Source organism: Pinisolibacter aquiterrae (genome assembly GCF_019160155.1).
In the GTDB taxonomy this organism is placed as follows: domain Bacteria; phylum Pseudomonadota; class Alphaproteobacteria; order Rhizobiales; family Ancalomicrobiaceae; genus Pinisolibacter; species Pinisolibacter aquiterrae.
The window spans coordinates 103,329-129,113 of sequence record NZ_JAFNIH010000027.1 but is presented as its reverse complement, the minus strand read 5'-3'; the positions used below and the strand labels follow the sequence as shown (position 1 = coordinate 129,113).

Here is a 25,785-nt window from a genome sequence, read left to right as displayed (position 1 = left end):
CTCCCTCATGTCCGCCTCAGCAGATCCGCGGCAATTGTTCGCCGCTCAGCCAGTCGACGATCCGGCCGCCGCCGAATGAGGTGGTCATCTGCACGAAGAACTGGTCGTCGGCGACGACCTCGCCGACGATCGCCGCGTCGACCCCGAGCGGATGCGCCTTCATCGCGGCGAGCACCGCCGCCGCTCCTTCCCGAGCCACCACCGCGATCAACTTGCCCTCGTTGGCGACGTTCAGGGGATCGAGCCCGAGGAACTCGCAGGCCGCGTGCACCTCCGGCTTGATCGGGATCGCGTCCTCCTCGAGCCGGATCCCGACCTTCGACTGATGTGCGATCTCGTTGAGCGTCGCCGCGAGCCCGCCGCGCGTCGGATCGCGCATCAGCCTCAGATGCGGCGCCGCCGCCTCGATCATCGCCGCCGTCAACCCGTGCAGCGCGGCGCTGTCGGAGAGGATCGCGGTGGCGAAGGTGAGGTTCTCGCGGCTCGACATGATCGCGACGCCATGGTCGCCCATCGACCCGGACACGATCACCACGTCGCCGGGACGTGCCCGATCGCCGGAGAGCTCGACCCCGTCGGCCACCACGCCGATCCCGGCGGTGGAGATGAAGACGCCGTCGGCCTTGCCGCGCTCGACCACCTTGGTGTCGCCGGTGACGATCGGAACCCCAGCCTCGCGCGCCGCCGCCCCCATCGTGTCGGCGATCCGTTTCAGATCGGCGAGCGGGAACCCCTCCTCGATGATGAAGGAGGCCGAGAGCGCCACCGGCCGCGCCCCGCCCATGGCGACGTCGTTGATGGTGCCGTGGACGGCGAGCGAGCCGATGTTGCCGCCGGGAAAGAACAAGGGCGAGACGACGTAGCCGTCGGTGGTCATCACCATGCGCCCGCCGGCGTGCGCCGGAGCGGCGAAGGTCGCCTGATCGTTGCCCTGGGCGAGCCACTCGTTGGCGAAGGCCTCCTGGAAGATCTCGCCGATCAACTGCGCCATGGCGCGACCGCCGGAGCCGTGGGAGAGATCGACACGTCCGGTCTTGAGGTCCAGTTTGCGGTGGCGCAGGCGCGGGGTCTGAACGTCGCTCACGATGCCTTCCTTTCCGCCGCTTCGCGCTTGGCCTTCGCCCGGAAGCGCCCATAGGTCCAATGCGCCGCGCAGGCCCCCTCCGAGGAGACCATGCAGGACCCCATCGGCGTCTCCGGCGTGCACACCGTGCCGAACAGCCGGCAGTCGGCCGGCTCCTTGGCGCCGATCAGGATCGTCCCGCATTCGCAGGCCGGATTGTCGGAAGCCTCGATTCGTTCGACGGCGAATCGTTTCTCGGCGTCGAACTCGGCCCAGCCGTCGCGCAGCTTCAGCGCCGAATTCGGGATCGAGCCGAGCCCGCGCCATTCGAAGGCGTCGCGCAGGTCGAACACCTCGTCGACCATCGCCTTGGCCGCGACGTTGCCCTCGCGGGTGACGGCGCGAGTATATTGATTCTCGACCGCCGAGCGCCCCTCGTTGATCTGACGCACCAGCATCAGGATCGACTGCATCACGTCGAGCGGCTCGAAGCCGGAGACGACGATGCGCTGGCCGTATTTCTCCACGAAGACGTCGTAGGGCTCGAGCCCGATCACCGCCGAGACGTGGCTGGGCCCGAGGAAGCCCTGGATCTTCACCGGCGGCAGCCCCCCGGTCTCCGGCGCCTCGAGGATCGCCCGGATCGCCGAGGGCGTCAGCACGTGATTGACGAAACAGGTGAAATTGGTGAGGCCCTTCTTGCGGGCCATCTTCACCGCCATGGCGGTCGGCGGCGTCGTCGTCTCGAAGCCGATGGCGAAGAACACCACCTCGCGGTCCGGGTTCTCCTCGGCGATGCGGACCGCGTCGAGGGTCGAATAGACCATGCGGATGTCGGCCCCGGCCGCCTTGGCCTTGATCAGCGACGTGCCCTTCGACCCCGGCACCCGCATCAGGTCGGCATAGGTCAGAAGCGTCACCCGCGGGTTCTTCGCCAGCTCGATCGCCTCGTCGATCCGGCCGATCGGCAGGACGCAGACCGGGCAGCCGGGCCCATGGATCATCTTGACGTTCGCCGGCAACAGATCCTCGAGCCCATAGCGCGAGATCGCATGGGTGTGACCGCCGCAGAACTCCATGAAGGCGTAGTGGCGGCTCGGATCGGCCTCGGCGGCGATGGTGGCGGCGACGGCGCGCGCGAGCTTACCGTCGCGATATTCGTCGACGTACTTCATTCGGCCGCCCCCGCGCTCAGAGCCCCGGCCTCGGCGAGCAGCGCCAGCGTCTTCTCCGCCTCCTCGGCGTCGATCTTGGCGAGCGCGTAGCCGACGTGGATGATGACGTAGTCGCCGGGCGCCACGTCGTCGACCATGGCGACCGAGATGTCCTTGGTGACGCCGTCGAGACTGACGCGCGCCATGTCGTCGGGGAGCAGTTCGCTCACCAGGGCGGGGATCGCGAGGCACATGGGGGCCGTCTCCTCTTCAGGGGATCTCGTTGGTCTTGTTCAAGTCGAGTGTCGCGGCGTGGGCACGCGCCATCGCCGCCTGTCCGAGCGACAGGCCGCCGTCGTTGGCCGGCACGCGGCGGGCGAGAAGCGGGCGGAACCCGTGATCGCGCAGGCGATCGGCGAGCCCTTCGGCGAGCACCCTGTTCATCAGGCAGCCGCCACCGAGCGCCACCGCCTCGCCGGGCGAGGCGAAACCGTCGATCCAGGCGGCGAGCCCGTCGATCAACGCGCCGTGGAAGAGCTCCGCCCCTTCCCTGAGGCCGGTGTCCGGCCGCGCCAGTTCGCGCAGCAACGGGCGGAAGTCGAGCACCCCGTCGACGATCGAGAAGAGCCCGCTGCCGCCGACCGGCCGGCGCACCAGCGCCTCGAGCTCCATCGCCGCCTGGCCCTCGTGATCCTGGATCATGCGCAGGCCGAGGAGCCCGGCCGCCGCATCGAAGAGCCGCCCCATCGACGTCGTCCGCGCCTCGCGCCCCGAGGCGATCCGCGCCGCCACCGGATCGACCAGCGCGCGCGCCGGAAATGGAATTTTCGCCGTCTCGAGATTTCGCGAGACCTGACCCTTCACCGCCTCGAGATCGCCGATCGCGTGATGCGCCGCGAGCGCCATCCGCCACGGCTCGCGCGCCGCCTTGTCGCCCCCGGGCAGCGCCAGGGGCGAGAGATGGCCGAGCCGTCGCCAGCCCGAACCGGAGACCCGAAGCGCCTCGCCACCCCAGGCGGCGCCGTCGTCGCCGTGGCCGATGCCGTCGAGCGCGAGGCCGAGGATCGGCCCGTCGATCCCGTGTTCCGCCGCGATCGCCGCGACATGGGCGGCGTGATGCTGCACCGGCAGGGTGGGCGCCTCGAACTCGGCCGCGAACTGCGACGAGCGGAAGTCGGGATGGAGATCGCAGGCGACGATCTCGGGGTGCACGTCGAGCAGCGTCAGGAGATGGGCGGCGGTCTCGCGGTAGAATTTGACCGTCTCGGCCGTGTCGAGATCGCCGACGTGTTGCGAGACGAAGGCCTCGCGACCGCGCGTCACCGTCACCGTCGCCTTGAGATGGGCGCCCGTCGCCAGGACCGCCGGCCCGTCGGACCCGAGATCGATCGGCTCCGGCACGAAACCCTTGGCGCGGCGAATGAAGGCGGGCGCCCGGTCGATCACCTGGACGACGCTGTCGTCGGCGCGAATGACGATCGGCCGGTCGTGACCGACGATGAGATCGGCGATCCCGCCGAGCCGGCGCGCGGCGTCGGCGTCGTCGATCACCAGGGGCTCGCCGCCGGGATTGGCCGAGGTCGCGACGACGACGAAGTCGTTGGCGGCATGGCGCGCGGCCGGCCCCTCCGGCCGGCCCGTCGCCTCCCAGAAGATCAGGTGATGAAGCGGCGTCGCCGCCGCCATCACCCCGAGCCGCCCGAGGCGCGGCGCGACGGAGGGCGCCACCGCGCCGGCGACCGCCTCCATCACCACGATCGGCGCCGACGGGGCGACGAAGAGATCGCGCTCGACCGACCCCGCATGGACGATCCGATCGAGCGAGGCGACGTTGGCGACCATCACCGCGAACGGTTTGGCGTCGCGCGCCTTGCGGCGACGCAGTTCCTCGACCACCGCCTCGTTGCGTGCATCACACATGAGATGAAAGCCGCCGAGCCCCTTCACGGCGACGATCTTCCCCGCCCGGATCGCCGCGACGATCTCCGCCACCGAATGCGTCAGCTTCGGCCCGCAGGCGGGACAGGCGACCGGCTCGGCATGGAACCGGCGATCGGTCGGATCCCGATAGGCCTCGCCGCAGGGCGCGCACATCGGAAAGCCGGCCATCGCCGTCTGCGGCCGGTCATAGGGCAGACGCGCGGTGATCGTGTAGCGCGGGCCGCAATGGGTGCAGTTGACGAAGGGATAGAGATGAAACCGGCTCGCCGGATCGAAGAGATCGTCGAGACAGGCCTCGCAGGTCGCCGCATCCGCCGGCACCCGCGTCGTCACCTTGCCGGCGACGCTCTCCTCGATGCGGAAACCCGCCCCGCCGCGCACCGGCATCGGCGAGGTCTCGATCGCGTCGAACCGGGCGAGCGGCGGCCGCTCCGCCGAGAGCGCGGCGACGAAACGCTCGGGATCGCGCCCCTCGACCTCGATCAGCACCCCCTCGGCGTCGTTCAACACCCGCCCGGCGAACCCGAGCCGGGTCGCGAGCCCATGGACGAAGGGGCGCATGCCGACCCCCTGGACCGCGCCGCGAACCCGGATCCCGAGGCGCCGCGCGGCGCCGTCGCCGAGGCGGTCGGCCTCGGGCGACGGCGCCGGTCGCGCGTCTTCGGTGGGTTCGAACAGGCGATCGAGGGTCATCGGCGCCGCCTTCAGGCCGGACGGCGGGCGAGCGCCGCCCGCTTCTCGACCCAGGCATAGAAGGCGTCGAGCCCCTCGCCCGAGCGTGCCGAGACCGTCAGGACCTCGAGCCGCGGATTGACCGTCTTGGCGGCGCGGATGCAGGCCTCCACGTCGAAGTCGAGATGCGGCAGGAGATCGGCCTTGTTGAGCAGCATCAGATCGGCGGCGGCGAACATGTCGGGGTATTTGAGCGGCTTGTCCTCGCCCTCGGTCACCGACAGCACCACAACCTTGTGCGCCTCGCCGAGATCGAAGGCCGACGGACACACGAGATTGCCGACGTTCTCGATGAAGAGCAGCGCGTTCTCCGGCAGATCGAGATCGTCGAGCGCATGGCCGACCATCGACGCGTCGAGATGGCAGCCCTTGCCGGTGTTGACCTGGATCGCCTTGACGCCGGTCGCGCGGATACGGTCGGCGTCGTTGGAGGTCTGTTGATCGCCCTCGATCACCGCGATCGGATGCGACGCCTTGAGATCGGTGATCGCCTTGCACAGGAGCGTCGTCTTGCCCGAGCCGGGCGAGGAGACGAGGTTCAGCGCGAAGACGCCCTTCTCCGCCAGAGCCCGGCGATTGTCGCGGGCGAGCCGGTCGTTCTTGCCGAGAATGTCGCGCTCGATCTTGACGATCCGATCCTGGCTGAGCCCCGGCACATGGACGCCGGCGAGCCCGCCGCCGTAGTCGATCGCGTCGACCCCGCGCACGACGTGGTCGTGGTCGGGCCCATGATCGTGCCCATGGTCATGGTCGTGGGTGTGGGCATGGCCATGCGCGTGATCGTGGGCATGACCGTGATCGTGACCATGCTCGTGGTCGTGGGCGTGGACGACGTCCCCATGGGTGTGATCGTGCGCGTGCGCATGAACCGCGCCGTGATCGTGGTCGTGCGCGTGGTCGGCGTCGTGGACGTGATCATGGACGTGATCGTGGGAATGCCCGTGGTCATGATCATGGTCGTGATCATGATCATGGGAATGCCCATGGTCGTGACCGTGATGATGGTGGTGGCCGTGTTCGTCGACCGCCTTGCCTTCCACCGAGGCCGTTCCGCAACCGCAGACCGTGCACATCACTCCACCTCCAACTCCGCGACGCGCAGATCGTCGCCGCCCGTCATCTGTACCTTGTGCTGCCCGCACTTCGGACAAGCCCCGAAACGTTCCGACAGCGCCACCGTCTCGGCGCAGTCGAGGCACCAGCCCTGGCCCGGCACCATTTCGATCTCGAGCGTCGCCCCGGCGGCGACCGTCCCGCCCGTCACCGCGTCGAAACAGAAGCGCATCGCCTCCGGTTCGACATGGGAAAGCTCGCCGATCGCCAGCTTGACCACCTTGACCGATGTCGCTCCCGCCTTGCGCGCCTCGTCCTCGACGATCTCCAACACGCTCTCCATGAGCGACATTTCATGCATCGCGCATCTCCTCGATGCGAACCTCGAAGCCGACGCAAGGATCGAACAGCCCCGCGATCCGCTCCGCCCGCCGCGCGCCCTCGCCGTCGAGATCGAAGCGATTGCCCGCGAGCGTCGCGACCAGCGGCCCCTGCGGATGGAAATTCCACTCGGTCGGCGCCAGGATCGCGTAGGAGGCCACCCGTCCCGTCTCGTCGAGACGCACCAGATGATGGAGGCGCCCACGCGGACTTTCCACGGCGGCATAACCCGTAAGGGAATCGACACGGGCCCCGCTCACCCACGTCCCCTCGATGCGCCGGCGGTCCGCCTCGGGCGCGCCGAGGAGTTCCGCCGCCTCGGCGATCTCCCCGAGCCGCGCCGAAAGCCGCGTCCGCCCGTCGGCCGAGGCCATGCCCGTCGCCGCCCGCGCCGCCGGTCCGGTCTCCGGGCATCGCCCGTCGAGTCGAGGCGCCGCCGCGAACCGCGCTGGATCGCGCGCCAGCGCCGCGATCACCGCCGCATCGTCCTCCGCCGTCAGCCGGTCGCAGGTCTCGTAACGATCGCCGCAGCCCGCGCCGACCGCCGTCAGAACCCGCTCGCCCCAGCTGCCCGAGCCGGTCTTCAGACGTCCCTTGCGGTCGATCGCCAGACCGAGCCGCAGCAACGCCACCTTGATGCGCTCGACCGAACCCACCGCCTCGTAGCCGCGCTGCGGCTCGAGCCCGCCGGTCAGGACCCTGACCCCCGCGAGCACCGCCCGCACGTCGGCGAGCACCTCGCGATCGGCGATCTCGGCGCGCGCCGGTCCCGCCCCCATCACGGTGGAGCGCAGATGCTCGCCGAGCCGCTCCGCCACCAGCCCCTCGAACCGTTCCGCCACCACCGCCTCGACGTCGCGTCCCATCGCCGCGACGATCGCCACTTCCGAGGCGACCATGTGCGAGCGTCCGCACAGCGCATGCATCCGCGCGACGAGACCCGGTACGTCGCCGGGGCTGCGCCCGGTGAAGAGGCGGGTCGAAAAGCCGGTCGGCCGGGTCGAGCCGATCGTCACTCGGCGCGTGTCGCCGGTCTGTGGATCGACGGCGATGTCGAGCCGGATCGCTCCGGCCGAGAGGGGCAGCGCGCTCACCGACACGACGGATCCTCCCCCGCGCGACGGCGCCCGAAGAGGAGCGCCCGCCGATCGAGCGCCGGCGGCGCCGGGTCGCGCGCCTCCCGCTCGGCCACGACCTCGGCCTCGACGGGGGCGCGGAACACCTCCTCGATCGCCGCCTCGCCGACCGCGCGCACCACCTCCGGATCGTCGAACCGGAACATCGGCGAGAACAGCGAGGCACTGTCGAGCCGGCCGAAACCGTCGATCTCGCCGACGACGCAGTCGAAGTCGCCGCCGGGAAAGTCGTGCGTCACCGAGGCGCCGGCGGTCGCCGGCGGCAGATCCGCGCCGCCGGGCCGCGAGGTCACCACCAGATTCATGAACCACGGCGTCGCCAGCACCCCGACCACCCGGTCGCCATGGGCGCGAAACCCGATCGCCTCGACCCTCAGCGCGGCGTTGAAGACCGGCAGTTCGCGCATCGAGCGCTCCGCGATCGCCTCGTAGATCGCCGCGAGCCGCGCCCCGATCGCCACGGCCTCGGCCGCCGGCGCGTCCGGGACGAGCGTCACGCCGGCCTCGAGGGAGCACGGGCGCGCCTCGGTCATCCCCGCGCCTCCCCCTCGCCGAGCGCCATGAACTTGGCGCGCGGCGCGTCGCAGTTGGGGCAGGTCCAATCCTCGGGCAGCGCCGCGAAGGGCGTGCCCGCCGGGATCTGCCAGACGGGATCGCCCTCGGCCGGATCATAGACGTGCCAGCAGATCCCGCATTCCATCCGCGTCTCCGCCGCCACGTCGCCGGTGACGCCGAAATTCTCGAAGGCGCTCATCGGAAATAGGCCTCCTCGATCTCGTGCAGACGTTCCGCCGAATCGCGGAAGTCCTCGACCGCCGCCCGCGCCGTCACCGGCACGTCGCCGATCTCCAACGTGTCCAGGACGATCGTGTCCATCGCGTTGAAGAACTGCACGGACCAGACGTTGCGCACGCCCGTCGCGACGACCCGACACGTACCATAGCCGCGTGACGTCATTTGGACCGGCCCCGGCCCGAGCGTGTCTTGGAGATGGGCCATGTCCGCCTCCGACATCGGGAAGAGCGAGAAGGTGATCGTGTGCGAGGGCGCCCCCGGCCGATGCTCGAGCGCCCGATCGCGGATCTCGGTCAGGAGCGACATCACGTTCATCGCCCCGGCCGGCGCCGGCGGCAGATCCTCGAGCACCCGCGTCATCTGCGCCGCCCGTTCGACGGCGGCCGGAACCGAGGCGACCTCGAGATAATCCGCCGCCGGCCGCCCCTCGGCGTCGACGAAGCGCACCCGCCAGAGGCCCGCCATCACCGATTCCTGCACCTGCGCGATCACGCCGTCGGGCAGCGCCACCGTCGCCGCGACCTCGCCTTCGCCCAGAACCTGACCGATCAGCTCCATCTCGTCCGGTCCGTAGTCGGCGAGGTCGAACAGCCGGCTCGGCGCCTCGACCGTCTGGGTCTCCAGCGCCACCACGATCTCCGGCAGCAGCGCCGCCACCTTGGGGCAGCGCGCGATCAGATCCTCCGCGCTCGACGTCGCCAGGAACGAGATCGTCCCCGCCCCGGTCAGCCCGGACCGTCCGGCGAAGCCCGAGGCGGTCTCGTCGATGCCGATCGGCACCATGGCGATCTCGCCTTCCGCGCCCTCCGGCGCCACCCAGAATCCCGCCTTCATGCCACGTCCCCCCGGTTCGCCGCGCCGCTCGAGGTGGTGAAGGCCACCCGCGGCGTCTCGTCCTTGACCAAGACCGGCGCGCCCGGCGCCAGGGCCGCCTCGATCGCCGCCATGTATTCCGACCAGTCGCGGATCTTCGGCAGAACCGCCACCGGCTCGCCGCCGCGCGTCACCACGAGGCTCGGCTGCACCGCCACCAGGAAACGCGAGGCGAGCGCGCTCTCCGCCTCGCGCGCCACCACGGCACCGCGCAGACGCCGCTGGAAGGTCGCCAGGATCTCCGGCATCACCACCGCGACGTCGAGCGTCTCCGCCCGCGTCGCCGGATCGCCGGAGAAGAACAGCAGCGTGTGCTCGGCCTCGCCTGCGGCGGGCGCGAGAAAGGCGTCGATCGTCTCGCGATCGACGGTGGGCAAGCCGTGACGGTCGGCCAGAGCCGCCATGAGGGGGTGTGTCATCAGTCCTCCCGGATCGACGTTCGATTGCTTTTGCCGGGAAAGAGCAAACGATGTGCCAACACCGATTCCACTCCCTGGCAAGCAGTCGACCGCCGTTTTCGGCCGTCGCGACGACGAGGCGACGTCGAACGTCGATCGGACGCGATCGTCTCGCTTCCACGCCTGGAAATCAATTGACCAGAAGGGGAAAATCGCGACACGGCACAGAGACCGCGCGTCGCGCGAACGCGAACCCGCCCGGCCGAGGCCGAACGGGCCGCACATGTCCGACAGAACGGGAGATCGAGGATCAGGCCTCGTCGCGCAGGAACTCGGGGAGCTGCGGCTCGCGGTCGACCAGATCGGCGAAGAGATGATCGAAGCTCTCGCCCGCCATCGCCGCCGCGACGCCCTGGAGCGCGTTCTCGATCAGCTCGGCCTCGGCGTCGTCGAGGACGCGCACCGCCGAATCGATGTGGACCAGCACCTTGGTGCCGGCCGGCTGCGCCCCGACCAGCATCATCGAGACCCGGCGGGTCTCGTCGCCGCGCGTGCACTGCGCGGTGAAGTCGTCACCCTCGACGACGATCATCGGAATACCGAGGCACATGATCGGGCTCCCTGCCGCCGTCGAGGAACCGAGGGCGGGACCGCTCAGGCGATCCGCCGCTCGTAGGAGACGAAGTCGATGTCGTCGGCGAGGAGGCGGTCCTCGTCGGCGATCGGGTGCTCGCGCGCCATGACCGTGATACCCCACCCGGCGAGAATGTCCACCGCGTGGTCGAGCGCCGCGTCGAGCGCCGCCCGGACGGGGTCGGTCAGCGGCCCACCCCAATCCTCGAGATCGAGCGGCTGACAGCCGACCAGCGCCAGCGCCTCGGGATAGGCGGCGAGGAGATCGGCGGCCGAGAGCACCTCCTGGAAGCCGGTCTGATGCAGGCTCATCTTCTTGGCGCCGGTGAACTTCGGCACCTCCTCGTCGCGCACGATCTTCAGCGTGCCCGGCGCGAGCCCGTAGTCGATCGCGTCGAACACCAGGAGACGATCGTGCTCCTGGAGGAAGTTGACGAGATAGAGCCCCTGGGTGCCGCCGTCGAGGACGGTGACGGTCTCCGGCACCCGGAAGCGGCGGTGGAATTCCTCCACCGCCCGCACGCCGAAGCCCTCGTCCGCCCACAGGATGTTGCCGATGCCGAGCACCAGCACGCGCGGGGTGTCGCTCACCATCGGCTCAATCCTTCAGATCGTCGCGGAAGAGACGCTCGCCCGAGACCATCGACGAGATCATCGACTGCCGCGAGAGAATGTCTTCGCGCACCGCCGCGTAGACGTGGACGATGACGAAGGTGACGATCGCCCACATGCCCAGGTGATGCCAGGTGTGGATGTCCTGGCTGTTCGGGAAGATCGAGAACATCCAGCCGAACAGCGCATATTGCCAGCTGTCGCGGCCGGCGCCTTCCGAATAGAGCGCCATGCCGCTCGCCATCATGAACAGCAGGAACAGCATGAAGGTGAACATCGCCACATGCGCCAACGGGTTGTGGCCTATGTATTTCTTCGGGTCCTTGACCATGAAGAGATACCAGCGCAACTCGTAGAACACGCCCCAGAGCCAGGTCTTGTTCCAGACCGGCAGATAGAAGAGCTGCCGGGCATAGGCGTTGCCGACGAAGGCCCAGTAGACCCGGAGCAGGAAGAACACGATCAACACCTGCCCCGCCGCGAAATGCGCGAAGCGGATGTAGCCCATCAGGAAGTTGGCCGAAGCCTCGCCCGGCACCGAGGGCAGCGGCGAGCCGATGAAATAGCCGGTCACGCACAGCACCGTGATGGCGAGCGCGTTGACCCAGTGCCACAGGCGCACCGGCGCCTCGTAGACGTAGATGGTCTGGAGCGTGCGCGCCTTTTCGGCGCCGCTGGCGTCGTAGGCGCCTTGGACGTCGGCGATCTGCGTCGTCATGAGATCCTCCCCGCGATCCCCCTCGACCGGCGCCTCGGCGCGATCGATCGGATCGTCTTCGATGGTCGACCCGGGACGGCGCCGAGCGCCGTCCCCCTTCATCGAAAAGTGCACGGCGCCGAGCGCCGTCCCCCTTCGTCGAGAAGTGCACGGCGCCGAGCGCCGTCCCGCTTCGTCGGTCAGCGCACGGTGACCTTGGCCATCTCCTGCCCGTCCTCCGCCATCACGTGCGTCGAGCAGGCGAGGCAGGGGTCGAACGAGTGGAGCGTGCGCAAGATCTCCAACGGCTGGTTGGGATCGGCCATGGGCGTGTCCATCAGCGAGGCCTCGAAGGCGCCGATGTTGCCTTGTCGGTCGCGCGGGGAGCCGTTCCAGGTGGTCGGCACGACCGCCTGATAATTGTCGATCTTGCCGTCCTTGATCTTGATCCAGTGGGCGAGCGCGCCGCGCGGCGCCTCGGTGAAGCCGACGCCCTTGACCTCCTTCGGCCAGGTCTCCGGCTTCCACTTCTCGGTGTTGGCGGTCGCGCTGTCGCCGTTCTTGATCGACGTCATCAGCTTGTCCTGGAAGTAGCGCATCTCCCGCGCCGCCCAGACCGCTTCCAGCGCGCGCGCCGCCGTGCGGCCGAGCGTGGAGAACAGCGCCGTCACCGGCACGCCGAGATCCTTGAGGAACTTCTCGGTCGGATCCTTGAACTCGGCCTTGTTCTGCGCGTAGCCGACGATGTAGCGGGCGAGCGGCCCCACCTCGACGGCGTTGCCCTTCCAACGCGGCGACTTGATCCAGGAGTATTTCGCCTCCTCGTCGAGCGCCTCGATGTTGGTGCGCGTGCCCTTCGACTTCGGACCGAGCACGTAGTTGGGCTCGGTGATGCCGTCCCATGGGTGCAGACCTTTGGTCTCGTCCGGATACTTGTACCAGGAATGGGTCACGAACTCCTGGATCTGGTTCGGGTCCTTGTGGTCGACCGGATAGATCTCCTTGAGGTTCCCGTTCAGGATGACGCCGTGCGGCATCTTGAGCGAGGCCGGCGAATAGTCGTTGGCGTGTTCGGGAACGTCGCCATAGGCCATCACCGACTTGCCGGAGAGGCCGCCGCCGTAGAGCCAATCCTTGTAGAACGAGCCGATCGCCGCGACGTCCGGCAGATAGACCATCTCGCAGAACTCGATCGTCCGATCGATGATCGACGAGATCAGGTTGAGGCGCTCCATGTTGATCGCCCCGACCGCGCCGACGCCGTCGACGTTGATCGCGCAGGGAACGCCGCCGACCAGCCAGTTCGGATGGGGGTTCTTGCCGCCGTAGATGGTGTGGATCTTCACCATCTCCTTCTGGAAGTCGAGCGCCTCCAGATAATGCGCCACCGCCATCAGGTTGGCTTCCGGCGGCAGCTTGTAGGCGGCATGACCCCAATAGCCGTTCTTGAACGGCCCGAGCTGTCCGCTCTCGACGAACTTCTTCAGCCGCGTCTGCAGGTCCTTGAAGTAACCGGGCGACGACAGCGGCCACGACGAGATCGACTGGGCGAGCTGCGAGGTCGCCTTGGGATCGGCGGAGAGCGCGGAGACGACGTCGACCCAGTCGAGGGCGTGGAGATGATAGAAATGCACCACGTGATCGTGCACCTGCAGGCAGAGCTGCATGATGTTGCGGATCGAATTGGCGTTTTCCGGGATCTTGATGTCGAGCGCGTTCTCCACCGCGCGGACCGAGGTGAGCGCGTGGGTGCCGGTGCACACACCGCAGATACGCTCGGTGAAGGCCCAGGCGTCGCGCGGATCGCGGCCGCGCAGGATCACTTCGATGCCGCGCCACATGGTTCCGGTGGAGACGGCGTTGCGGATGACGTTGTTCTCGTCGACGTTCACCTCGACGCGCATGTGACCCTCGATGCGGGTCACCGGATCGACGACGATGCGCTTGCCGGAATTGTCGAGATTGAAACCGTTCGGTGTCTGGAGGCCCATGACGGCGCGTCCTCTCTATCGAATGACGTTTGTTGGGGACGGCCGGATCAACCGACCTGCTCGGGCTTCTTGGAGGCGACGCGCTTGATCGCGGTCACCGCCGCGTGCGCCGCCACGCCGGCCGCCACCACGCCGGCGACCGTGCCACCGACCTTGTCGGCGTTGGCCTCGATGCCGAACTGGTTGATGCCGGTGAGCCGGTCGTAGAACGAGCCCTTGTCCCAGAAATTGTCTTCCGAACAGCCGATGCAGCCGTGGCCCGACTGGATCGGGAAGGAGACGCCGCCGTTCCAGCGAACGGTCGAACAGGCGTTGTAGGTGGTCGGGCCCTTGCAGCCCATCTTGTAGAGGCAGTAGCCCTTGCGGGCGCCCTCGTCGTCCCACTCCTCGACGAACTGACCGGCGTCGAAATGCGGCCGGCGATAGCACTTGTCGTGGATGCGCTGCGAATAGAACATCTTCGGCCGCCCCTGGCGGTCGAGGTCGGGCAGCCGCCCGAAGGTCGTCACGAAGGTGACGACGCCGGTCATCACTTCGGCGATCGGCGGGCAGCCCGGCACCTTGATGATCGGCTTGTTCTTGATGACCTTGTCGATCGGCGTCGCCTGGGTCGGATTGGGCTTGGCCGCCTGGACGCAGCCCCACGAGGCGCAGGCGCCCCAGGCGATGATCGCCATGGCGTCCTCGGCCATCTCCTTCAGCTTCTCGACGAAAGGCCGGCCGCCGTCGATGCAGAACATGCCGTCCTCGTTCAAGGGCGGATTGCCCTCGACCGCGAGGATGTACTGGCCCTTGTACTTCTGCCGTGTCTCCTGAAGGATCGCGTCGGCCTGATGGCCGGCCGCCGCCATGATCGTGTCGTCGTAGTCGAGCGAGATCATGGAGAGGACGACGTCCTTCACCAGCGGGTGCGCCGAGCGGATGAAGCTCTCCGAGCAACAGGTGCACTCGAGCCCGTGCATCCAGATCACCGGAATACGCGGCTTGGTCTCCAGGGCCTGGGCCATCTCCGTCGCCGCGCCGGCACCGAGCCCCAGGCTCGCGGCGGTGAGCGAACAGAACTTGGTGAAACTGCGCCGCGTGATCCCTTGACGCCGGATCACCTCGTAGAACGTTTCCATACCCGCACTCATCGCGCGTCTCCCCTCCACGTCCGTCGCTTTGCACCGCCGTCCACCGGACGAACGGCGATCGCGACGGTTCTTCGTCGTGATGGGAGGGGGTCAGCAAGGAGCGGGCCAGAGCGTCGGAGAGATCGGAGAAATTCCGAAAAGCCATCTGATTTCAAAAGATTGAAAAGTACCGAGCGAGATCCGACCACCACCCCGGCCGGCACCGCCGTCGCCGGGCCGTCAAGAGACCATCCGCCGACGAAAAGTGTCTTTGCAGTCGACCGCGCCACGTCGCGACCACCGTGCGCCTCTCAATGCGCCGTGCACACCATGCAGGGATCGAACGACCGCACCACGTGCTGCACCGCGACCGAGCGCGCGCCCTCCGCACCGACCGCGATCCCCTCCAAGGCGCCCTCGAGCGGCCCCGGCCGGCCGGCGGCGTCGCGGGGTGAGAAGTTCCAGGTGGTCGGCGCGATGATCTGATAGCGGGTGATCCGCCCGCCGCGCACGGTCATCCAATGGCCGAGGCTGCCGCGCGCCGCCTCCACGAGGCCGACGCCGGAGCCGTCGGTCGGCATCGCCCCCTCGGCGCAGAAGGGGGCGCCGCGCTCGAGCGCGTCGACCCATCCCTCCATCGCCAGGAGCACCCGCGCCGTCTCGACCAGCCGCATCACCACGCGCCCGGCGACATGGGTCGCCCCCGACGGCGCCACCAGCGCCGACGCCAGTGCCGACCCGTCGACCAGTTGACGCGCCAGCGCTCCGACCTCGACCGTGCGACCGCCGTAGCGCGGCGCCTTGGCCCAGGAATAGGCGCCCTCGCGCTCGATGTCCGGCTCGCTCGTCGCCCGCGCCGGCGGCCCCGCCTCGCCCGCGAGCCAGGAACGCGCGGGATCCTCGACGATCCGATCGATCGCCAGCGGCGCCCGCGCGCCCGTGCCGGTGTCGAGCGTCCCGCGCGCGAAGACGTCGCCGCCCCCCGGCCCGACGCCGGGATAGGCGCCGAAACTCATCACCAGCCCCGGCCCGCGCCCGAGTTCGTGGAGGCCGAGCGCCGCCGAAAGCCGCAGGAAGGCGGCGAAATCGCCGGGACCGGCTGCGACCGCGTCGAGATCGCCGAGCGTCTCCAAGGCCACGATCGCCTCGAGCCGCCGGCCGAACAGAACCTCCTCGGCGAAGGCCCGCACGTCGGCGAGAATGGCCCTGAGCCGCATGATCTCGCCGAGATCGAGCGCCCGCGTCGTGCCGCCCGCGCGAAACGCCAGACTGTGCGGCCACTTGCCGGCGATGAGGCCCATCGTCTCGAGCAACCGCGCCCGCGCCGGCAGAACGTCGCGCGCCGCCCGCCCCTTCACCGCCGCGAAACGATCCGCGATCGCCGCGTGCCACGCTTCGCCGGCGTAGGACGCCCGCGCGAAATCCGGCATGAAGAACAGATAGAAATGGGTGAGATGATCGGCGACGTTCTCCGCCGCATGCGCCAGCGCCGTGGCGCGATGGCCGTTGTCGGTCGGCACCACGCCGGAGAAGGCCGAGATCGCCCGCGCCACCGCCAGCGACTGCGACACCGAGCAGATGCCGCAGATGCGCGGCGCCAGCACGAGCGCGTCCTCGAACGGCCGTCCCACCAGGATCTGCTCGAAGCCGCGATAGAGCGGCACCGCCACCTCCGCCGCGACGACGATCCCCTCCTCGACGTCGAGATGGACTTCGAGATCGCCCTCCACCCGATTGAACGGCCCGACCACGACCCGGCTCACGTCTCGCCTCCCTCGCCGCCGCCGCGCTTGGCCCGGCCCGGCGGCACCACGACGTGATCGGCGATCGCGTTGAGCCGCACCCGCCGCGGCGTCGCCGATTTCGACAGGGCCGCCAGCGCCATGAACCACGCCTTCGGCATGTCGAGCGGCAGGCCGACCGGGATCCCCGCGATCTTCGGCGTCGCGAGGAACCCGCGCGCCGTCTCGAAGTCTGGCGAGGTACAGCCGATACAGGCATAGCCGCCGTCGGTGCAGGAGCCCGAACCGTTCCAGACCCGTTGATTGCAGTCGCCGACCGCCTGCGTCGCCTTGCAGCCGAGATGTTCCATCAGACAGCCGCGATCCGACGCCCGCTCGGCGCTCGCCTTGAATTCGTAGAACTCGTTGCGCGAACAGCCGTGATGAGCGAGGTGATCGGCGAAGAACTTCGGCCGTCCCGCGCCGTCGAGATCGCTCGCGCCGAGATCGCCGCGCGCCAGCGCCACCAGCGTCTCGACGATCCAGCCGGGATGCGGCGCGCATCCGGCGACCGCCACCACCGGCAACCCGGTCGTCGAGCGGAAACCCGCCCCCAGCGCCCCGCCGCGATCGGCCCCGTCGAATTGAAGGCCGGTCGCCTCGGCCGGATCCGGGTCGGCGCGCGGAATGCCGCCATAGGCGGCGCAACTGCCGACCGCCACGACGACGCCCGCCCGCGCCGAGAGGCTCGTCACCCAGTCGACCATGGTGCGCCCGGTCCCCGCCAGGATCTGGCAGCGCCCGGTCCCGCCCGGCCCCATCAGGATCGAGCCCTCGATCACCAGCGCGTCGAGCCGGCGATCGCCACGCTCGACTGCGGCGAGGATGTCGCGCGCCTCCTCCCCCGTCTCCTCGGAGAGCGAGGGGTGCCAGATCAGTTCGATGCCGAAGGTCTCGAGCTCGGCGAAGATCCCGCGCGCGCCGTGTTCCAGCACCGCCATGGTACAGCCGCCGCAACTGCCCGCCTGAAGCCACAGAACCGAAAAGCGCTCGTCCGGCATTTCGCGTTCTCCGAGGCGGGACCCGCCCGCCTCAACGGCTGCGGCAGATCACCAGGGCGGTGAAGTCCTTGGCCATCGCCGCCACGTCCGCGGTCGCCTTGTCGGCGTCGGCCGGTTCCTGGGTGTAGGAGATCTGATTGGCGTCGAGGAAATAGCCCGCCACACCCGACTTGATCGCGAAGTTGACGTTCTGCAGCACCTCGGTGTTGCCGTCGCCGCGCGCCCGGGTGTTGGCCTTGGCCACCACCACGCCGACGACGTGGCCGCTCTGATCGACCACCGCGCCGCCGGAATTGCCCGACTGCACCGGCGCCGAGATCTGCATCCGCGTCACGTCCTCGCCGGGCCCGGCCATCGCCGAGACGAGGCCGGTGGAGAGATTGCCGGTGATGGTGAGCTCGCCCGCCAGCGGATAGCCGAACAGCACGATCGGATCGCCGAGCCGAATCTGGGCGCCGGAGCGGAAATGGGCGAAGGCGGTCGGCTTCAGATCGGCCTTGAGCACGGCCAGATCGTTCTGGCTCGACCGCGCCAGGATCGCCGCCTTGGCGGTGCGCCCGTCCGGCAGCTTGACCTGAGCCTCGTCGCAGTCCTCGACCACATGGGCATTGGTGACGAGATTGCCGGCTTCGTTGACGAAGAAGCCGGTGCCGGTCGAGACCGATCCGGTCTTCTTGGGCTCCGCCGCAGCCGGCTTCTCGGCCTTCTCCGGCTTCTCCTCCTTGGCCTCCTCGCGGGGGGCCGGCGTCGCGGGGGGCCGGCGCGGCGTCTCCTCCTCGTCGTCGCCGGAGACGGCGATGCGGCCGGCCTGGACGTCCTGGGTGCAGGAGATCGCCGCCTGCACCGCCGCCCGGGTTCCCGCCAGATTGAAGCCGTCGAGCCGCTTGCCGTTGTAGTCGACCTGGATCGTCGAATAACGGGCGAAGTCGACGACGAATTCGGATTTGATGCCCTCGAGCGCCAGGCCGTAGAGCTTGCCGACGCGGACGCCGACCGCCTTGCCGTTCCAGCTCTTGCGGTCGTCGAAGATCAACTTGAGCTTGTAGGTCGAGCCCTCCTCGACCTTGTCCCAGGTCTCGTTGGCGAAGAGCATGAAGGCATTGTCCTGCCGCATGTCGAAGCCGAGTTCGATCGTGGTCCCCGACTGGAAGGTGGCGGCGAAGAAACAGCCCTTGCGCGTGGCATTGGCGGCGATCGACCAGCCGCGCACGGTGTCGACCTCGCGGTCGACCGTATAGGGCGTGCCGGCCAGAGCCGATCCGGTCGCGCCGACGATCATCCCGGCGCCCCCCAGAACCAGCGCCCGCAGCGACGCGCCGAGCGCTCCACCCTCGAAAAGACCCATCGTCGTCATCCTGGCGACCTCTCCCGTTCCCCGGTTCGGCACGTGGCGTCGCCCCCGCGTGCCCGGACCGAACCCGCGATCGACCCGACGGCGGAAGGCTACGCGGGCGACGCGCCACGATCAAGTTACACGGACGGTCATGTCGCGCGCCGTCCCGGCGTCGGCATAAGCGCCACACCCGCCCGAGACCGAGCCCACGCAGTTTCGACCTGTTCGAAACTGCGTGGGCGAAGGCGAGCCCGAACGGGCGTCGGCCGGTCGGGCCGTGACCACGGGAAATTCCGACGAGTCGGAATTTCCCGTGATTGGTCATATCATGTCGAGATGACGGCTCTCTCCTCCCGCCTCCTCGCCCGCGTCACCCGCCAGGATCCCGCGATCGGCCTGACCAGCCTGTGGTTCGGGGCCGGCGAATTTCGCGTGCCCCATGTCGAGGCCGAGATCGGCGCGCTCCTCGCTCTCGAGATCGACGCCCGCGACGTCGCCGTCGCCCTGTCGCGGCCGATGGACGTCTCGATCACCAATCGCTTTCCCGGCACCATCGTCGCGGTCGAGCGCCTCGCCGCGCCCTATGCCCGGGTCGCCTTCGACCTCGGCGGCCACAGTCTCGACGCGCTGGTCACCTGGGAATCGGTCGATCGCCTCGCCCTCGAGCCGGGCCTCGCCGCCTGGGCGATGGTGAAGTCGGTGGCGCTCGCCCCGCCGCGCCCGGCCGGCGACGGCGAGGACGGACCGCTCACGCCTCCCGAGCCTCGGCCTTGGCCGCGTCGCTGAAATCGGGATCGCTCGCCGCCGCCAATTCGTCGAGCGCCGCCTCCGCCGCCCGTTCCGCGCGCCGCTCGACCGAACGATAGAGCGCGACCACCCGCTCCCCGAAGGCGGTCACCTCGGCGCCGCCGCCCTTGCGGCCGGGGAAGGTCTCGATCACCCGCGTCTCGAAGGCGCGGTTGAGCGCGTCAACCATCAGCCAGGTCTTGCGATAGGAATGGCCGGCGAGCCGGCTCGCCCCGAGGATCGAGCGGCACGAGCGCAGGATCTCGATCAGCGCGACGTCCTCCGCGTCGAGGCGCGCGCCGTTGGGCAGATCGATGCCGATGGTGACGTGCCCGCGTGTCGCCCGCGTCATGGACCCTCCTCTCGGAACGGCCTCGACCCTAGCATGCCCTCGTCGGCGCCGCGACGCCGGCGTGCGCGGCCGCCGGGGTCGCGCGCCATCGCCGCGTGAAAGTCGACCCAGCCGTGGGCGCGGTGCCGGATGGCATGATCGGCGGCGTATTCGCCGATCGGCGCGAGATCCCAGTCCCAATCCTCGTCGGCCGGCGGCAGGCGCACGCCCTCGAGCAGATCGCGCCGCTCGATCTCCACCCCCGACGCGTCGACGTCGATCCCCTCGGAATCGGTCAGGAGGCAGACGCGCGCGGAGAACCGCGCGAGCCCGGCGAGATGGCTCTCGACGATCCGCCGCCCGAGATCGGCGAAGCGCCGCCGCACCGGCGACGACATCCGCGCCGTCCGCTCCACCGGCAGCAGCGCCAATTGGCTGAGGCAATTGGCCGAGATCACCAGATCGACGGACGGATCGGCGCAGAGCCGGGTGAAGGGATCGCCGATGCCGGTCGCCCGGCCGAGCAGGAGATCGGTGGTGCCGGTGAGATCGAGATGACGCCGCTCGACGTTGGCCCGGCCGCGCCCGGCCCAGCGCGCCGGCCACAGATGCACCACGTCGATCAACACCACCCGTTCGAACCGTTCGGCGAGAAGGGCGAGCGGCACGTCGCGCACCAGTCCGGAGCCGAGGACGAGACAGGTCCGCCGTCGCTCGAGCCCCTCGACCGCCCGCGCCACCACCCCATGGCAGCGCGCCTCGTGCGGCCCCCAGGCGCGGCGGCACCGCATGCCGCGCGACCACAGCGACACCGCCGCCGTCAGATGGCCGGTGCGCCGCGCGTCGAGCGTGGCCGGCGTCGTCACCCAAGCGAGGATTTCCGCGAGCATGGCGCCCTCATGCGAATCGGAGAAGACGACGATAGCCGATCCCGCCCCCTCGCAGGCGACGAAGACGCTCCCCATGTGTTATGGGCACTGCCTCCCGGCCTTTCGGCGGCCTCGCCGCCGGGCCGTCCGCGACCGCACGATCGGAAAGACCGCCGATGACCGAGACCGAAGCCCCCACCTCGCCCGCGACCGACCGGCGCCCCGACCTGCACGGATGGCGCAAGGCGGCGCTCGAACTGGGGCCGCTCGCCGTCTTCTTCGTGGTCAACGCCCTGACCGGCAAGACCTACGGCCTCTATCCCGCCACCGCCGCCTTCATGGTGGCGACGGTGGTCGCGCTGACCGTCTCCTGGATCGCGGTGCGGCGGCTGCCGATCATGCCGCTCGTCTCCGGCGTCGTCGTGATGGTGTTCGGCTCGCTGACGCTCTGGCTTCAGGACGAGCTCTTCATCAAGCTGAAGCCGACCATCGTCAACGTCCTGTTCGGCGCCGTCCTGCTCGGCGGCCTCCTCTTCGGCAAGTCGTTGCTCGGCCTCGTCTTCGAGGCGGTGTTCGACCTCGACGCGGACGGCTGGCGCAAGCTCACCTTCCGTTGGGGTATCTTCTTCTTCGTCCTCGCCGCCCTCAACGAGGTGGTCTGGCGCAATTTCTCGACCGACACCTGGGTGTCGTTCAAGGTCTTCGGCATCATGCCGCTGACCTTCCTCTTCGCCCTGTCGCAGGTCCCGCTGATCCAGGCCCACTCGGTCGAAAAGTCCGAGGAGAGCGGCGACGGCAGCGCCGCCTGATCACGACGATCGCGACAGGACCAGCCGCGCCGCGAAGGCGCCGAAGAGGCTCGCCGTCGCCACGTCGAGCGTCCGCCGGAGCCGCCGCGACCGCGCGAAGGCGCCCGAGACCCGCTCCGCGCCGAGGATCAGGAGCACGCAGAACGGCGCCCCGATGATCCCGTAGAGCCCGCCGAGCACGCCGATGCGAAAGGCGGCGTGCGGATCGGCCGGATCGACGAACTGCGGCAGGAAGGTCACGAAGAACAGCACGATCTTCGGATTGAGGATGTTGACCCCGAGCCCGGTCGCGAAGGCCCGGCCGAGCGAGACCGGCTCGCCGGTTCCCGCCCTCGGCTCGAACGCCGACCCGTGCCGCAGCGTCGCGACCGCGAGCCAGACGAGATAGGCGGCGCCGACCCATTTGAGCATCGCGAAGGCGGTGCCCGATGCCGCGAGCAGCGCCGACAGGCCGAAGGCGGCGAGCGCGGTGTGGACATAGAGCCCGGCCGTGGTGCCGGCGAGCGCGGCGAGCCCCGCCGCCCGTCCGTCGGTGAGCGTCCGCCCGAGGAACAGCGCCATGTCCGGCCCCGGCGTGAACACCAGGAGCAACACCGCCGCCGCATAGGCCGCGACCGTCGCCGCCGTCGGCAGCGCCGCCACCCAGTCTCCGTCGATCATCGTCGCTTCCCTCACGCGGACCTGATCGTCCGACTTTTGCACGCGGCCGGAGAACCGGCTAGAGGAAAGACCCCGTCCCCTCCCAACGTCCCCCGCCCCCGGAGATCGCATGACGCGCCGCCCTGAGACCGCCGAGACCCTTCTCGCCTGGATCGTGGCCGCCCATCCGATCGCCGCCGCCTTCGGCCTCCTCGCGCTGGTGTCGGGCATCGCCCTCGTCGTCCCCGGCCTCGACATCGCCGTCGCCGGCCTCTTCCACGCCCCCGGCGTCGCCGTCGACACCGAGTTCCCGGCCGAGAACGTCCTCTTTCTCCAGACCCTGCGGCAGGCCGGCATGGGGGTCACGCGATGGGCGACGATCCTGATCGTCCTCGCCCTCCTCGCCAAGATCGTCGCGCCGCTGCTCGCCCGCCTGATCCCGACCCGCGAACTGGTCTTCCTCGCCACCACGCTGGCGATCGGCCCGGGGCTTCTGGTCAACGCCTTCTTCAAGGAGGTCTGGAGCCGTCCGCGCCCGTCGGAGACCACGCTCTTCGGCGGCTCGTGGACCTTCATGCCCGCCTGGATCCCCGGCGGCCAGTGCCCGACCAACTGCTCGTTCCCCTCCGGCGAGGCCTCCGGCGCGGCCTGGCTGCTGGCGCTGGTCTTCGTGGCGCCGGAGAGCTGGCGCCGGCCGACCCTCGCCGTCGTCGTCGCCTGGATGGTCGCGATCTCGGCCAACCGCATGGCCTTCGGCTCGCACTTCCTCTCCGACGTGGTGATCGCCTGGGCGATGATGCTGGTGGTGGTGATCGGCTTGCGCGATCTCATCCTGGTGCGCTGCCCCGACAGTGCCTTCACCGCGATCGAGACCGGCCTCGCCCGTGTCGGCGACCTGATCCTCGCCCCGTTCCGGCCGCGCGTCTGAACCTCAGCCCCTCGGCCGACCGGCGTCGTCGCATACGGTGAGCGTCACCCGATCGGCCTCGACCGGCAGGATCGCGCTCATCGGTCGGCAGACGCCCTCTTCGCAGATCCGCCAATCCGCCGTCGCGCCGGAGCGCGCCAGCACCACGCGCGCGGGCGGCGGCGGTTTCGGCAGCCACTCCCAGGCGTCGCCGACGCGATGCGCGCCCTCGCCCGCCTCCATCCCGGCGCCGGAACCGCGCACCCGCGCCGCCTCGATCACCGGCCCCGTGGCGGTCGCCCGCCAGTCCTCTTCCCACAGCTGCTTTTCCACCGAATGGGTCCAGGCGAGCGTCGCCCGCTCGCCCGAGAGCGGCAGCACCAGCGCGCCGACCAGGAGGCAGAGCTTCATCGCGCCGCAGCCCCGGACGTCGAGGCGAGCCCCCGCGTCCGCATCCAGTGCAGAGCGGCGACGCCGATCGCCAGCGCGAAGCCGACCCCGTCGGTCCACGACACCGCCGCCACCAGGAACCCGGCCGCCACCATCGCCAGCCCGCGTTCCATCCAGGTCAGATGCGCCCGGCCGAACCCGATCGAGGCGACGCCCCACAGCGTCACCGCCACCAGTGCCTTGACGATCATGTAGGCGACGTCGGCCCAATGGGCGACGCCGATCGCCGATCCATGCGACTGCAGCATCAGGGCCGGGTCGTAGACCGCCATGAACGGAATGACGAAGCCCGGCAGAGCGATCCTGAGCGCCTCGAAACCGATCCGGAAGCCGGAGACGCGGGCGATCGGCGCGGCGGCGAAGGCGGCGAGCGCCACCGGCGGGGTCAGATCGGCCATGATGCCGAAATAGAACACGAACATGTGGCTGACGATCAGCGGTACGCCCAGCGCCAGCAGCGCGGGAGCGGCGATCGACGAGGTGATGATGTAGTTCGGGATGGTCGGAATGCCCATGCCGAGCACGAGGGAGACCAGCATGGTCAGGATCAGCGAGGAGACCAGCGAGTCCTTGCCGATCGACACCACCCAGTTGCCGAAGATCGTGCCGACGCCGGTCAGCGTCATGGTGCCGACGACGATGCCGACCACCGCGCAGGCGAGACCCACCGGGAGCGCCTGTCGCGCCCCGTCGGCGAGCGCGTCGCGGCAGAGCACCAGCGTCTCGCGACCGCCGTGGGTGAAGGCCGAGACGATCATCGCCGCCCCGACCAGCACCAGCACCGTCGTCACCCCGACCGCCAGCGACCCCGCCGCGAGGCATCCGAGCACCACCCAGAACACGATCCGGATCGCCTGCGAGCCGATGCCGAGCGCCATCGACCCGGCGATGACGAGGAGCACCGTCAAGGCGAGGCCGACCGAGCCGGCGAAGAGCGGCGTGTAGCCGGAGAAGAGCAGCCACACCAGCACCGCCAACGGCAGCACCAGATACCACCGCGCCGCCAGCGCCTTGCCCGCTTTGGGCAGATCCTCGCGCGCGAGCCCGAGGAGACCGCAGCGCCCGGCCTCGAGATGCACCGCCAGGAAGGCGGAGGCGTAATAGAGCAGCGCCGGCACCAGTGCCGCCTTGACGATCTCGAGATAGGGCACGTCGATCGTCTCGGCCATGATGAAGGCGACCGCCCCCATCACCGGCGGCATGATCTGCCCGCCCATCGAGGCGGTCGCCTCGACGCCGCCGGCGAAGGCCGCCCGATAGCCGAAGCGCTTCATCAGCGGGATCGTGAACTGCCCGGTCGAGACGACGTTGGCGACGCCCGACCCGGAGATCGTCCCCATCAGCGCCGAGGAGAACACCGCCACCTTGGCCGGCCCACCGCGCGCCGCGCCGAAGAGGCCCATCGCCACGTCGGTGAAGAGCGCGATCATGCCCGCCCGTTCCAGGAACGCGCCGAACAGGATGAAGAGGAAGATGTAGGTCGCCGACACCAGGGTCGGCGTCGCGTAGAGCCCCTCGGTGCCGAAGGACATGTGCTCGATCACCTGCGCCAGCCCGTAGGGGCGATGATCGAGCGGCCGCGGCAGATGATCGCCGAACAGGCAATAGGCGAGGAACACACCCGCCACGATCGGCAGCGCCGGCCCCATGAAGCGCCACACCAGGACGAACAGCACCACCAGCGCGGCGATGCCGACGACCATGTCCGGCCCCGTCATGTCGCCCGACCGCGACACCAGATCCTCGTAGAAGGCCCAGTGATAGAGCCCGACCGCGAAGCCCGCGATCGCCAGCGCCGCGAGCACCAGCGCGTCGACCCGGCTTCGCGCCCGGTGCAGCGCCAGCGCCGACCCGCCGACCAGACACAGGAACCCGACGTGCAGCGCCCGCACCACCTGGCTCGGCGGATTGCCGGTGAACCGCGCCACCAGAACGAAGGCGGCGAGCAGCGTGAGAAAGCCGAGCACCCCGTCGTAGCCGACCCGCCGCCGCGCCGCCTGAACCCCGAGCCACACCGCCCACAGCGCGAAGACCGCCTCGGTCAGGTGGATCGCGGTGAGGCCGGCGACGATCGGCCGATCGAGCGGGATCGAAAAGGCGGTCACCACCTGGAAGGCGGAAAAGGCGACGCAGATCCAATAGAGCAGCCGCCCCGAGAATCCCTCGCCGTGATCGGCGGGAATGCCGTGTTCCGGATCGATCACGACGACCGGCGCGTCATCGGCGTGCGAGGCGTCCGCCTGTACCATGGGGGTGCTCCGAGGAAGAGAAACGCCGCCCGTGACGCGTCACCGACGGCCGATCGAGG

At 69.6% G+C, this 25,785-nt stretch carries 27 protein-coding genes; 3 read left to right on the top strand and 24 right to left on the bottom strand.

Translation table 11 applies throughout. From position 1 onward, the window contains the following. Nucleotides 1–16: 16 nt before the first annotated feature. The 19 genes from hypE to J3S89_RS11440 all read right to left on the bottom strand — a co-directional run bounded on the left by hypE (nt 17) and on the right by J3S89_RS11440 (nt 18,698). On the bottom strand, nt 17–1,084 hold the full coding sequence (hypE, locus tag J3S89_RS11530) for a hydrogenase expression/formation protein HypE (protein ID WP_230488884.1): 1,068 nt from the start codon (nt 1,082–1,084) through the stop codon (nt 17–19). Continuing rightward, the gene (gene hypD, locus J3S89_RS11525; protein WP_217927693.1) at nt 1,081–2,238 is read right to left on the bottom strand and encodes a hydrogenase formation protein HypD; all 1,158 of its coding nucleotides are present in this window, start codon (nt 2,236–2,238) and stop codon (nt 1,081–1,083) included. The genes hypE and hypD overlap by 4 nt, the downstream gene beginning before the upstream one ends. Next, the gene (locus tag J3S89_RS11520; RefSeq protein WP_217927692.1) at nt 2,235–2,471 is read right to left on the bottom strand and encodes a HypC/HybG/HupF family hydrogenase formation chaperone; all 237 of its coding nucleotides are present in this window, start codon (nt 2,469–2,471) and stop codon (nt 2,235–2,237) included. Before J3S89_RS11520 ends, hypD begins: the two co-directional genes overlap by 4 nt. 16 nt (nt 2,472–2,487) lie before the next feature. After that, on the bottom strand, nt 2,488–4,851 hold the full coding sequence (hypF, locus tag J3S89_RS11515) for a carbamoyltransferase HypF (protein WP_217927691.1): 2,364 nt from the start codon (nt 4,849–4,851) through the stop codon (nt 2,488–2,490). Nucleotides 4,852–4,862: 11 nt separating this feature from the next. After that, nucleotides 4,863–5,963: a hydrogenase nickel incorporation protein HypB gene (hypB, locus tag J3S89_RS11510; RefSeq protein WP_217927690.1), complete on the bottom strand. Its 1,101-nt coding sequence runs from the start codon at nt 5,961–5,963 to the stop codon at nt 4,863–4,865. After that, nucleotides 5,963–6,304 (bottom strand): hydrogenase maturation nickel metallochaperone HypA, encoded by a 342-nt coding sequence (hypA, locus tag J3S89_RS11505; RefSeq protein ID WP_217927689.1) that lies wholly within the window; start codon nt 6,302–6,304, stop codon nt 5,963–5,965. Before hypA ends, hypB begins: the two co-directional genes overlap by 1 nt. Further along, nucleotides 6,297–7,418 carry a nickel-dependent hydrogenase large subunit gene (locus J3S89_RS11500; protein WP_217927688.1) on the bottom strand — a complete coding sequence of 374 codons (1,122 nt, stop codon included), beginning with the start codon at nt 7,416–7,418 and terminating at the stop codon, nt 6,297–6,299. Before J3S89_RS11500 ends, hypA begins: the two co-directional genes overlap by 8 nt. After that, entirely contained in the window at nt 7,415–7,993 is a 579-nt protein-coding gene (gene hybE, locus J3S89_RS11495; protein WP_217927687.1) for a [NiFe]-hydrogenase assembly chaperone HybE, read from the bottom strand. Before hybE ends, J3S89_RS11500 begins: the two co-directional genes overlap by 4 nt. Continuing rightward, nucleotides 7,990–8,214 (bottom strand): rubredoxin, encoded by a 225-nt coding sequence (locus J3S89_RS11490; RefSeq protein ID WP_217927686.1) that lies wholly within the window; start codon nt 8,212–8,214, stop codon nt 7,990–7,992. Before J3S89_RS11490 ends, hybE begins: the two co-directional genes overlap by 4 nt. Continuing rightward, nucleotides 8,211–9,089, bottom strand: a complete 879-nt coding sequence (locus tag J3S89_RS11485; protein ID WP_217927685.1) for a hydrogenase expression/formation protein — start codon at nt 9,087–9,089, stop codon at nt 8,211–8,213. Before J3S89_RS11485 ends, J3S89_RS11490 begins: the two co-directional genes overlap by 4 nt. Next, nucleotides 9,086–9,547: a thioredoxin domain-containing protein gene (locus tag J3S89_RS11480; RefSeq protein WP_217927684.1), complete on the bottom strand. Its 462-nt coding sequence runs from the start codon at nt 9,545–9,547 to the stop codon at nt 9,086–9,088. The genes J3S89_RS11485 and J3S89_RS11480 overlap by 4 nt, the downstream gene beginning before the upstream one ends. A gap of 289 nt (nt 9,548–9,836) precedes the next feature. Continuing rightward, nucleotides 9,837–10,136: a HypC/HybG/HupF family hydrogenase formation chaperone gene (locus J3S89_RS11475; RefSeq protein ID WP_217927683.1), complete on the bottom strand. Its 300-nt coding sequence runs from the start codon at nt 10,134–10,136 to the stop codon at nt 9,837–9,839. 44 nt (nt 10,137–10,180) lie between these two features. After that, nucleotides 10,181–10,753, bottom strand: coding sequence for a HyaD/HybD family hydrogenase maturation endopeptidase (locus tag J3S89_RS11470; protein ID WP_217927682.1), 573 nt, complete (start codon nt 10,751–10,753; stop codon nt 10,181–10,183). Nucleotides 10,754–10,757: 4 nt separating this feature from the next. Beyond that, on the bottom strand, nt 10,758–11,489 hold the full coding sequence (cybH, locus tag J3S89_RS11465) for a Ni/Fe-hydrogenase, b-type cytochrome subunit (RefSeq protein ID WP_217927681.1): 732 nt from the start codon (nt 11,487–11,489) through the stop codon (nt 10,758–10,760). Between the two features lie 179 nt (nt 11,490–11,668). Next, nucleotides 11,669–13,459, bottom strand: a complete 1,791-nt coding sequence (locus J3S89_RS11460) for a nickel-dependent hydrogenase large subunit (protein ID WP_217927680.1) — start codon at nt 13,457–13,459, stop codon at nt 11,669–11,671. A 47-nt stretch (nt 13,460–13,506) separates the two neighbouring features. After that, the gene (locus J3S89_RS11455; protein WP_217927679.1) at nt 13,507–14,592 is read right to left on the bottom strand and encodes a hydrogenase small subunit; all 1,086 of its coding nucleotides are present in this window, start codon (nt 14,590–14,592) and stop codon (nt 13,507–13,509) included. Nucleotides 14,593–14,882: 290 nt separating this feature from the next. Beyond that, a complete protein-coding gene (locus J3S89_RS11450) occupies nt 14,883–16,334 on the bottom strand; it encodes a nickel-dependent hydrogenase large subunit (RefSeq protein ID WP_217927678.1) in 1,452 nt (483 codons plus the stop codon). After that, a complete protein-coding gene (locus J3S89_RS11445; RefSeq protein ID WP_217927677.1) occupies nt 16,331–17,353 on the bottom strand; it encodes an NADH-quinone oxidoreductase subunit B family protein in 1,023 nt (340 codons plus the stop codon). Before J3S89_RS11445 ends, J3S89_RS11450 begins: the two co-directional genes overlap by 4 nt. A 31-nt stretch (nt 17,354–17,384) precedes the next feature. Further along, entirely contained in the window at nt 17,385–18,698 is a 1,314-nt protein-coding gene (locus tag J3S89_RS11440; protein WP_217927676.1) for a S1C family serine protease, read from the bottom strand. 324 nt (nt 18,699–19,022) lie between these two features. Here J3S89_RS11440 and J3S89_RS11435 point away from each other — a divergent pair, with 324 nt between their 5' ends. Continuing rightward, nucleotides 19,023–19,472: a TOBE domain-containing protein gene (locus J3S89_RS11435; RefSeq protein ID WP_217927675.1), complete on the top strand. Its 450-nt coding sequence runs from the start codon at nt 19,023–19,025 to the stop codon at nt 19,470–19,472. Here J3S89_RS11435 and J3S89_RS11430 read toward each other — a convergent pair. Both J3S89_RS11430 and J3S89_RS11425 read right to left on the bottom strand, forming a co-directional pair. Further along, nucleotides 19,435–19,824: a winged helix-turn-helix domain-containing protein gene (locus tag J3S89_RS11430; protein ID WP_217927674.1), complete on the bottom strand. Its 390-nt coding sequence runs from the start codon at nt 19,822–19,824 to the stop codon at nt 19,435–19,437. The two genes, J3S89_RS11435 and J3S89_RS11430, sit on opposite strands and share 38 nt — an antisense overlap. Next, nucleotides 19,821–20,693: a hypothetical protein gene (locus J3S89_RS11425; protein WP_217927673.1), complete on the bottom strand. Its 873-nt coding sequence runs from the start codon at nt 20,691–20,693 to the stop codon at nt 19,821–19,823. Before J3S89_RS11425 ends, J3S89_RS11430 begins: the two co-directional genes overlap by 4 nt. Before the next feature lie 155 nt (nt 20,694–20,848). Here J3S89_RS11425 and J3S89_RS11420 point away from each other — a divergent pair, with 155 nt between their 5' ends. After that, entirely contained in the window at nt 20,849–21,481 is a 633-nt protein-coding gene (locus J3S89_RS11420; RefSeq protein WP_217927672.1) for a septation protein A, read from the top strand. On the opposite strand, the gene J3S89_RS11415 is transcribed toward J3S89_RS11420, so the two are convergent. Then, complete coding sequence (locus J3S89_RS11415; protein WP_230488883.1) at nt 21,482–22,141, bottom strand: LysE family translocator; 660 nt, start codon at nt 22,139–22,141, stop codon at nt 21,482–21,484. It lies immediately after the preceding gene. 109 nt (nt 22,142–22,250) lie between these two features. On the opposite strand from J3S89_RS11415, the gene J3S89_RS11410 reads away from it, so the two are divergent. After that, a complete protein-coding gene (locus J3S89_RS11410) occupies nt 22,251–23,048 on the top strand; it encodes a phosphatase PAP2 family protein (protein WP_217927671.1) in 798 nt (265 codons plus the stop codon). Between the two features lie 3 nt (nt 23,049–23,051). Here the strand turns inward: J3S89_RS11410 and J3S89_RS11405 are convergent, their stop codons facing one another. Then, nucleotides 23,052–23,438 carry a DUF1850 domain-containing protein gene (locus J3S89_RS11405; protein ID WP_217927670.1) on the bottom strand — a complete coding sequence of 129 codons (387 nt, stop codon included), beginning with the start codon at nt 23,436–23,438 and terminating at the stop codon, nt 23,052–23,054. Continuing rightward, complete coding sequence (locus J3S89_RS11400; protein ID WP_217927669.1) at nt 23,435–25,726, bottom strand: TRAP transporter permease; 2,292 nt, start codon at nt 25,724–25,726, stop codon at nt 23,435–23,437. The genes J3S89_RS11405 and J3S89_RS11400 overlap by 4 nt, the downstream gene beginning before the upstream one ends. Between the last annotated feature and the right edge of the window lie 59 nt (nt 25,727–25,785).

What these genes read in the sequence shown, in the direction of transcription:
- J3S89_RS11445 (WP_217927677.1), bottom strand. Translation starts at nt 17,353, where the DNA reads ATGCCGGACGAGCGCTTTTCGGTTCTGTGGCTTCAGGCGGGCAGTTGC.
- J3S89_RS11430 (WP_217927674.1), bottom strand. Translation starts at nt 19,824, where the DNA reads ATGACGCGGGCGACACGCGGGCACGTCACCATCGGCATCGATCTGCCC.
- J3S89_RS11425 (WP_217927673.1), bottom strand. Translation starts at nt 20,693, where the DNA reads ATGCTCGCGGAAATCCTCGCTTGGGTGACGACGCCGGCCACGCTCGAC.
- hybE (WP_217927687.1), bottom strand. Translation starts at nt 7,993, where the DNA reads ATGACCGAGGCGCGCCCGTGCTCCCTCGAGGCCGGCGTGACGCTCGTC.
- J3S89_RS11410 (WP_217927671.1), top strand. Translation starts at nt 22,251, where the DNA reads ATGACGCGCCGCCCTGAGACCGCCGAGACCCTTCTCGCCTGGATCGTG.
- hypF (WP_217927691.1), bottom strand. Translation starts at nt 4,851, where the DNA reads ATGACCCTCGATCGCCTGTTCGAACCCACCGAAGACGCGCGACCGGCG.
- J3S89_RS11460 (WP_217927680.1), bottom strand. Translation starts at nt 13,459, where the DNA reads ATGGGCCTCCAGACACCGAACGGTTTCAATCTCGACAATTCCGGCAAG.
- J3S89_RS11455 (WP_217927679.1), bottom strand. Translation starts at nt 14,592, where the DNA reads ATGAGTGCGGGTATGGAAACGTTCTACGAGGTGATCCGGCGTCAAGGG.
- J3S89_RS11405 (WP_217927670.1), bottom strand. Translation starts at nt 23,438, where the DNA reads ATGAAGCTCTGCCTCCTGGTCGGCGCGCTGGTGCTGCCGCTCTCGGGC.
- hypB (WP_217927690.1), bottom strand. Translation starts at nt 5,963, where the DNA reads ATGTGCACGGTCTGCGGTTGCGGAACGGCCTCGGTGGAAGGCAAGGCG.
- J3S89_RS11400 (WP_217927669.1), bottom strand. Translation starts at nt 25,726, where the DNA reads ATGGTACAGGCGGACGCCTCGCACGCCGATGACGCGCCGGTCGTCGTG.
- hypA (WP_217927689.1), bottom strand. Translation starts at nt 6,304, where the DNA reads ATGCATGAAATGTCGCTCATGGAGAGCGTGTTGGAGATCGTCGAGGAC.
- J3S89_RS11440 (WP_217927676.1), bottom strand. Translation starts at nt 18,698, where the DNA reads ATGGGTCTTTTCGAGGGTGGAGCGCTCGGCGCGTCGCTGCGGGCGCTG.
- J3S89_RS11485 (WP_217927685.1), bottom strand. Translation starts at nt 9,089, where the DNA reads ATGAAGGCGGGATTCTGGGTGGCGCCGGAGGGCGCGGAAGGCGAGATC.
- J3S89_RS11480 (WP_217927684.1), bottom strand. Translation starts at nt 9,547, where the DNA reads ATGACACACCCCCTCATGGCGGCTCTGGCCGACCGTCACGGCTTGCCC.
- J3S89_RS11490 (WP_217927686.1), bottom strand. Translation starts at nt 8,214, where the DNA reads ATGAGCGCCTTCGAGAATTTCGGCGTCACCGGCGACGTGGCGGCGGAG.
- J3S89_RS11415 (WP_230488883.1), bottom strand. Translation starts at nt 22,141, where the DNA reads ATGATCGACGGAGACTGGGTGGCGGCGCTGCCGACGGCGGCGACGGTC.
- cybH (WP_217927681.1), bottom strand. Translation starts at nt 11,489, where the DNA reads ATGACGACGCAGATCGCCGACGTCCAAGGCGCCTACGACGCCAGCGGC.
- hypD (WP_217927693.1), bottom strand. Translation starts at nt 2,238, where the DNA reads ATGAAGTACGTCGACGAATATCGCGACGGTAAGCTCGCGCGCGCCGTC.
- J3S89_RS11475 (WP_217927683.1), bottom strand. Translation starts at nt 10,136, where the DNA reads ATGTGCCTCGGTATTCCGATGATCGTCGTCGAGGGTGACGACTTCACC.
- J3S89_RS11420 (WP_217927672.1), top strand. Translation starts at nt 20,849, where the DNA reads ATGACCGAGACCGAAGCCCCCACCTCGCCCGCGACCGACCGGCGCCCC.
- J3S89_RS11470 (WP_217927682.1), bottom strand. Translation starts at nt 10,753, where the DNA reads ATGGTGAGCGACACCCCGCGCGTGCTGGTGCTCGGCATCGGCAACATC.
- J3S89_RS11520 (WP_217927692.1), bottom strand. Translation starts at nt 2,471, where the DNA reads ATGTGCCTCGCGATCCCCGCCCTGGTGAGCGAACTGCTCCCCGACGAC.
- J3S89_RS11435 (WP_217927675.1), top strand. Translation starts at nt 19,023, where the DNA reads ATGACGGCTCTCTCCTCCCGCCTCCTCGCCCGCGTCACCCGCCAGGAT.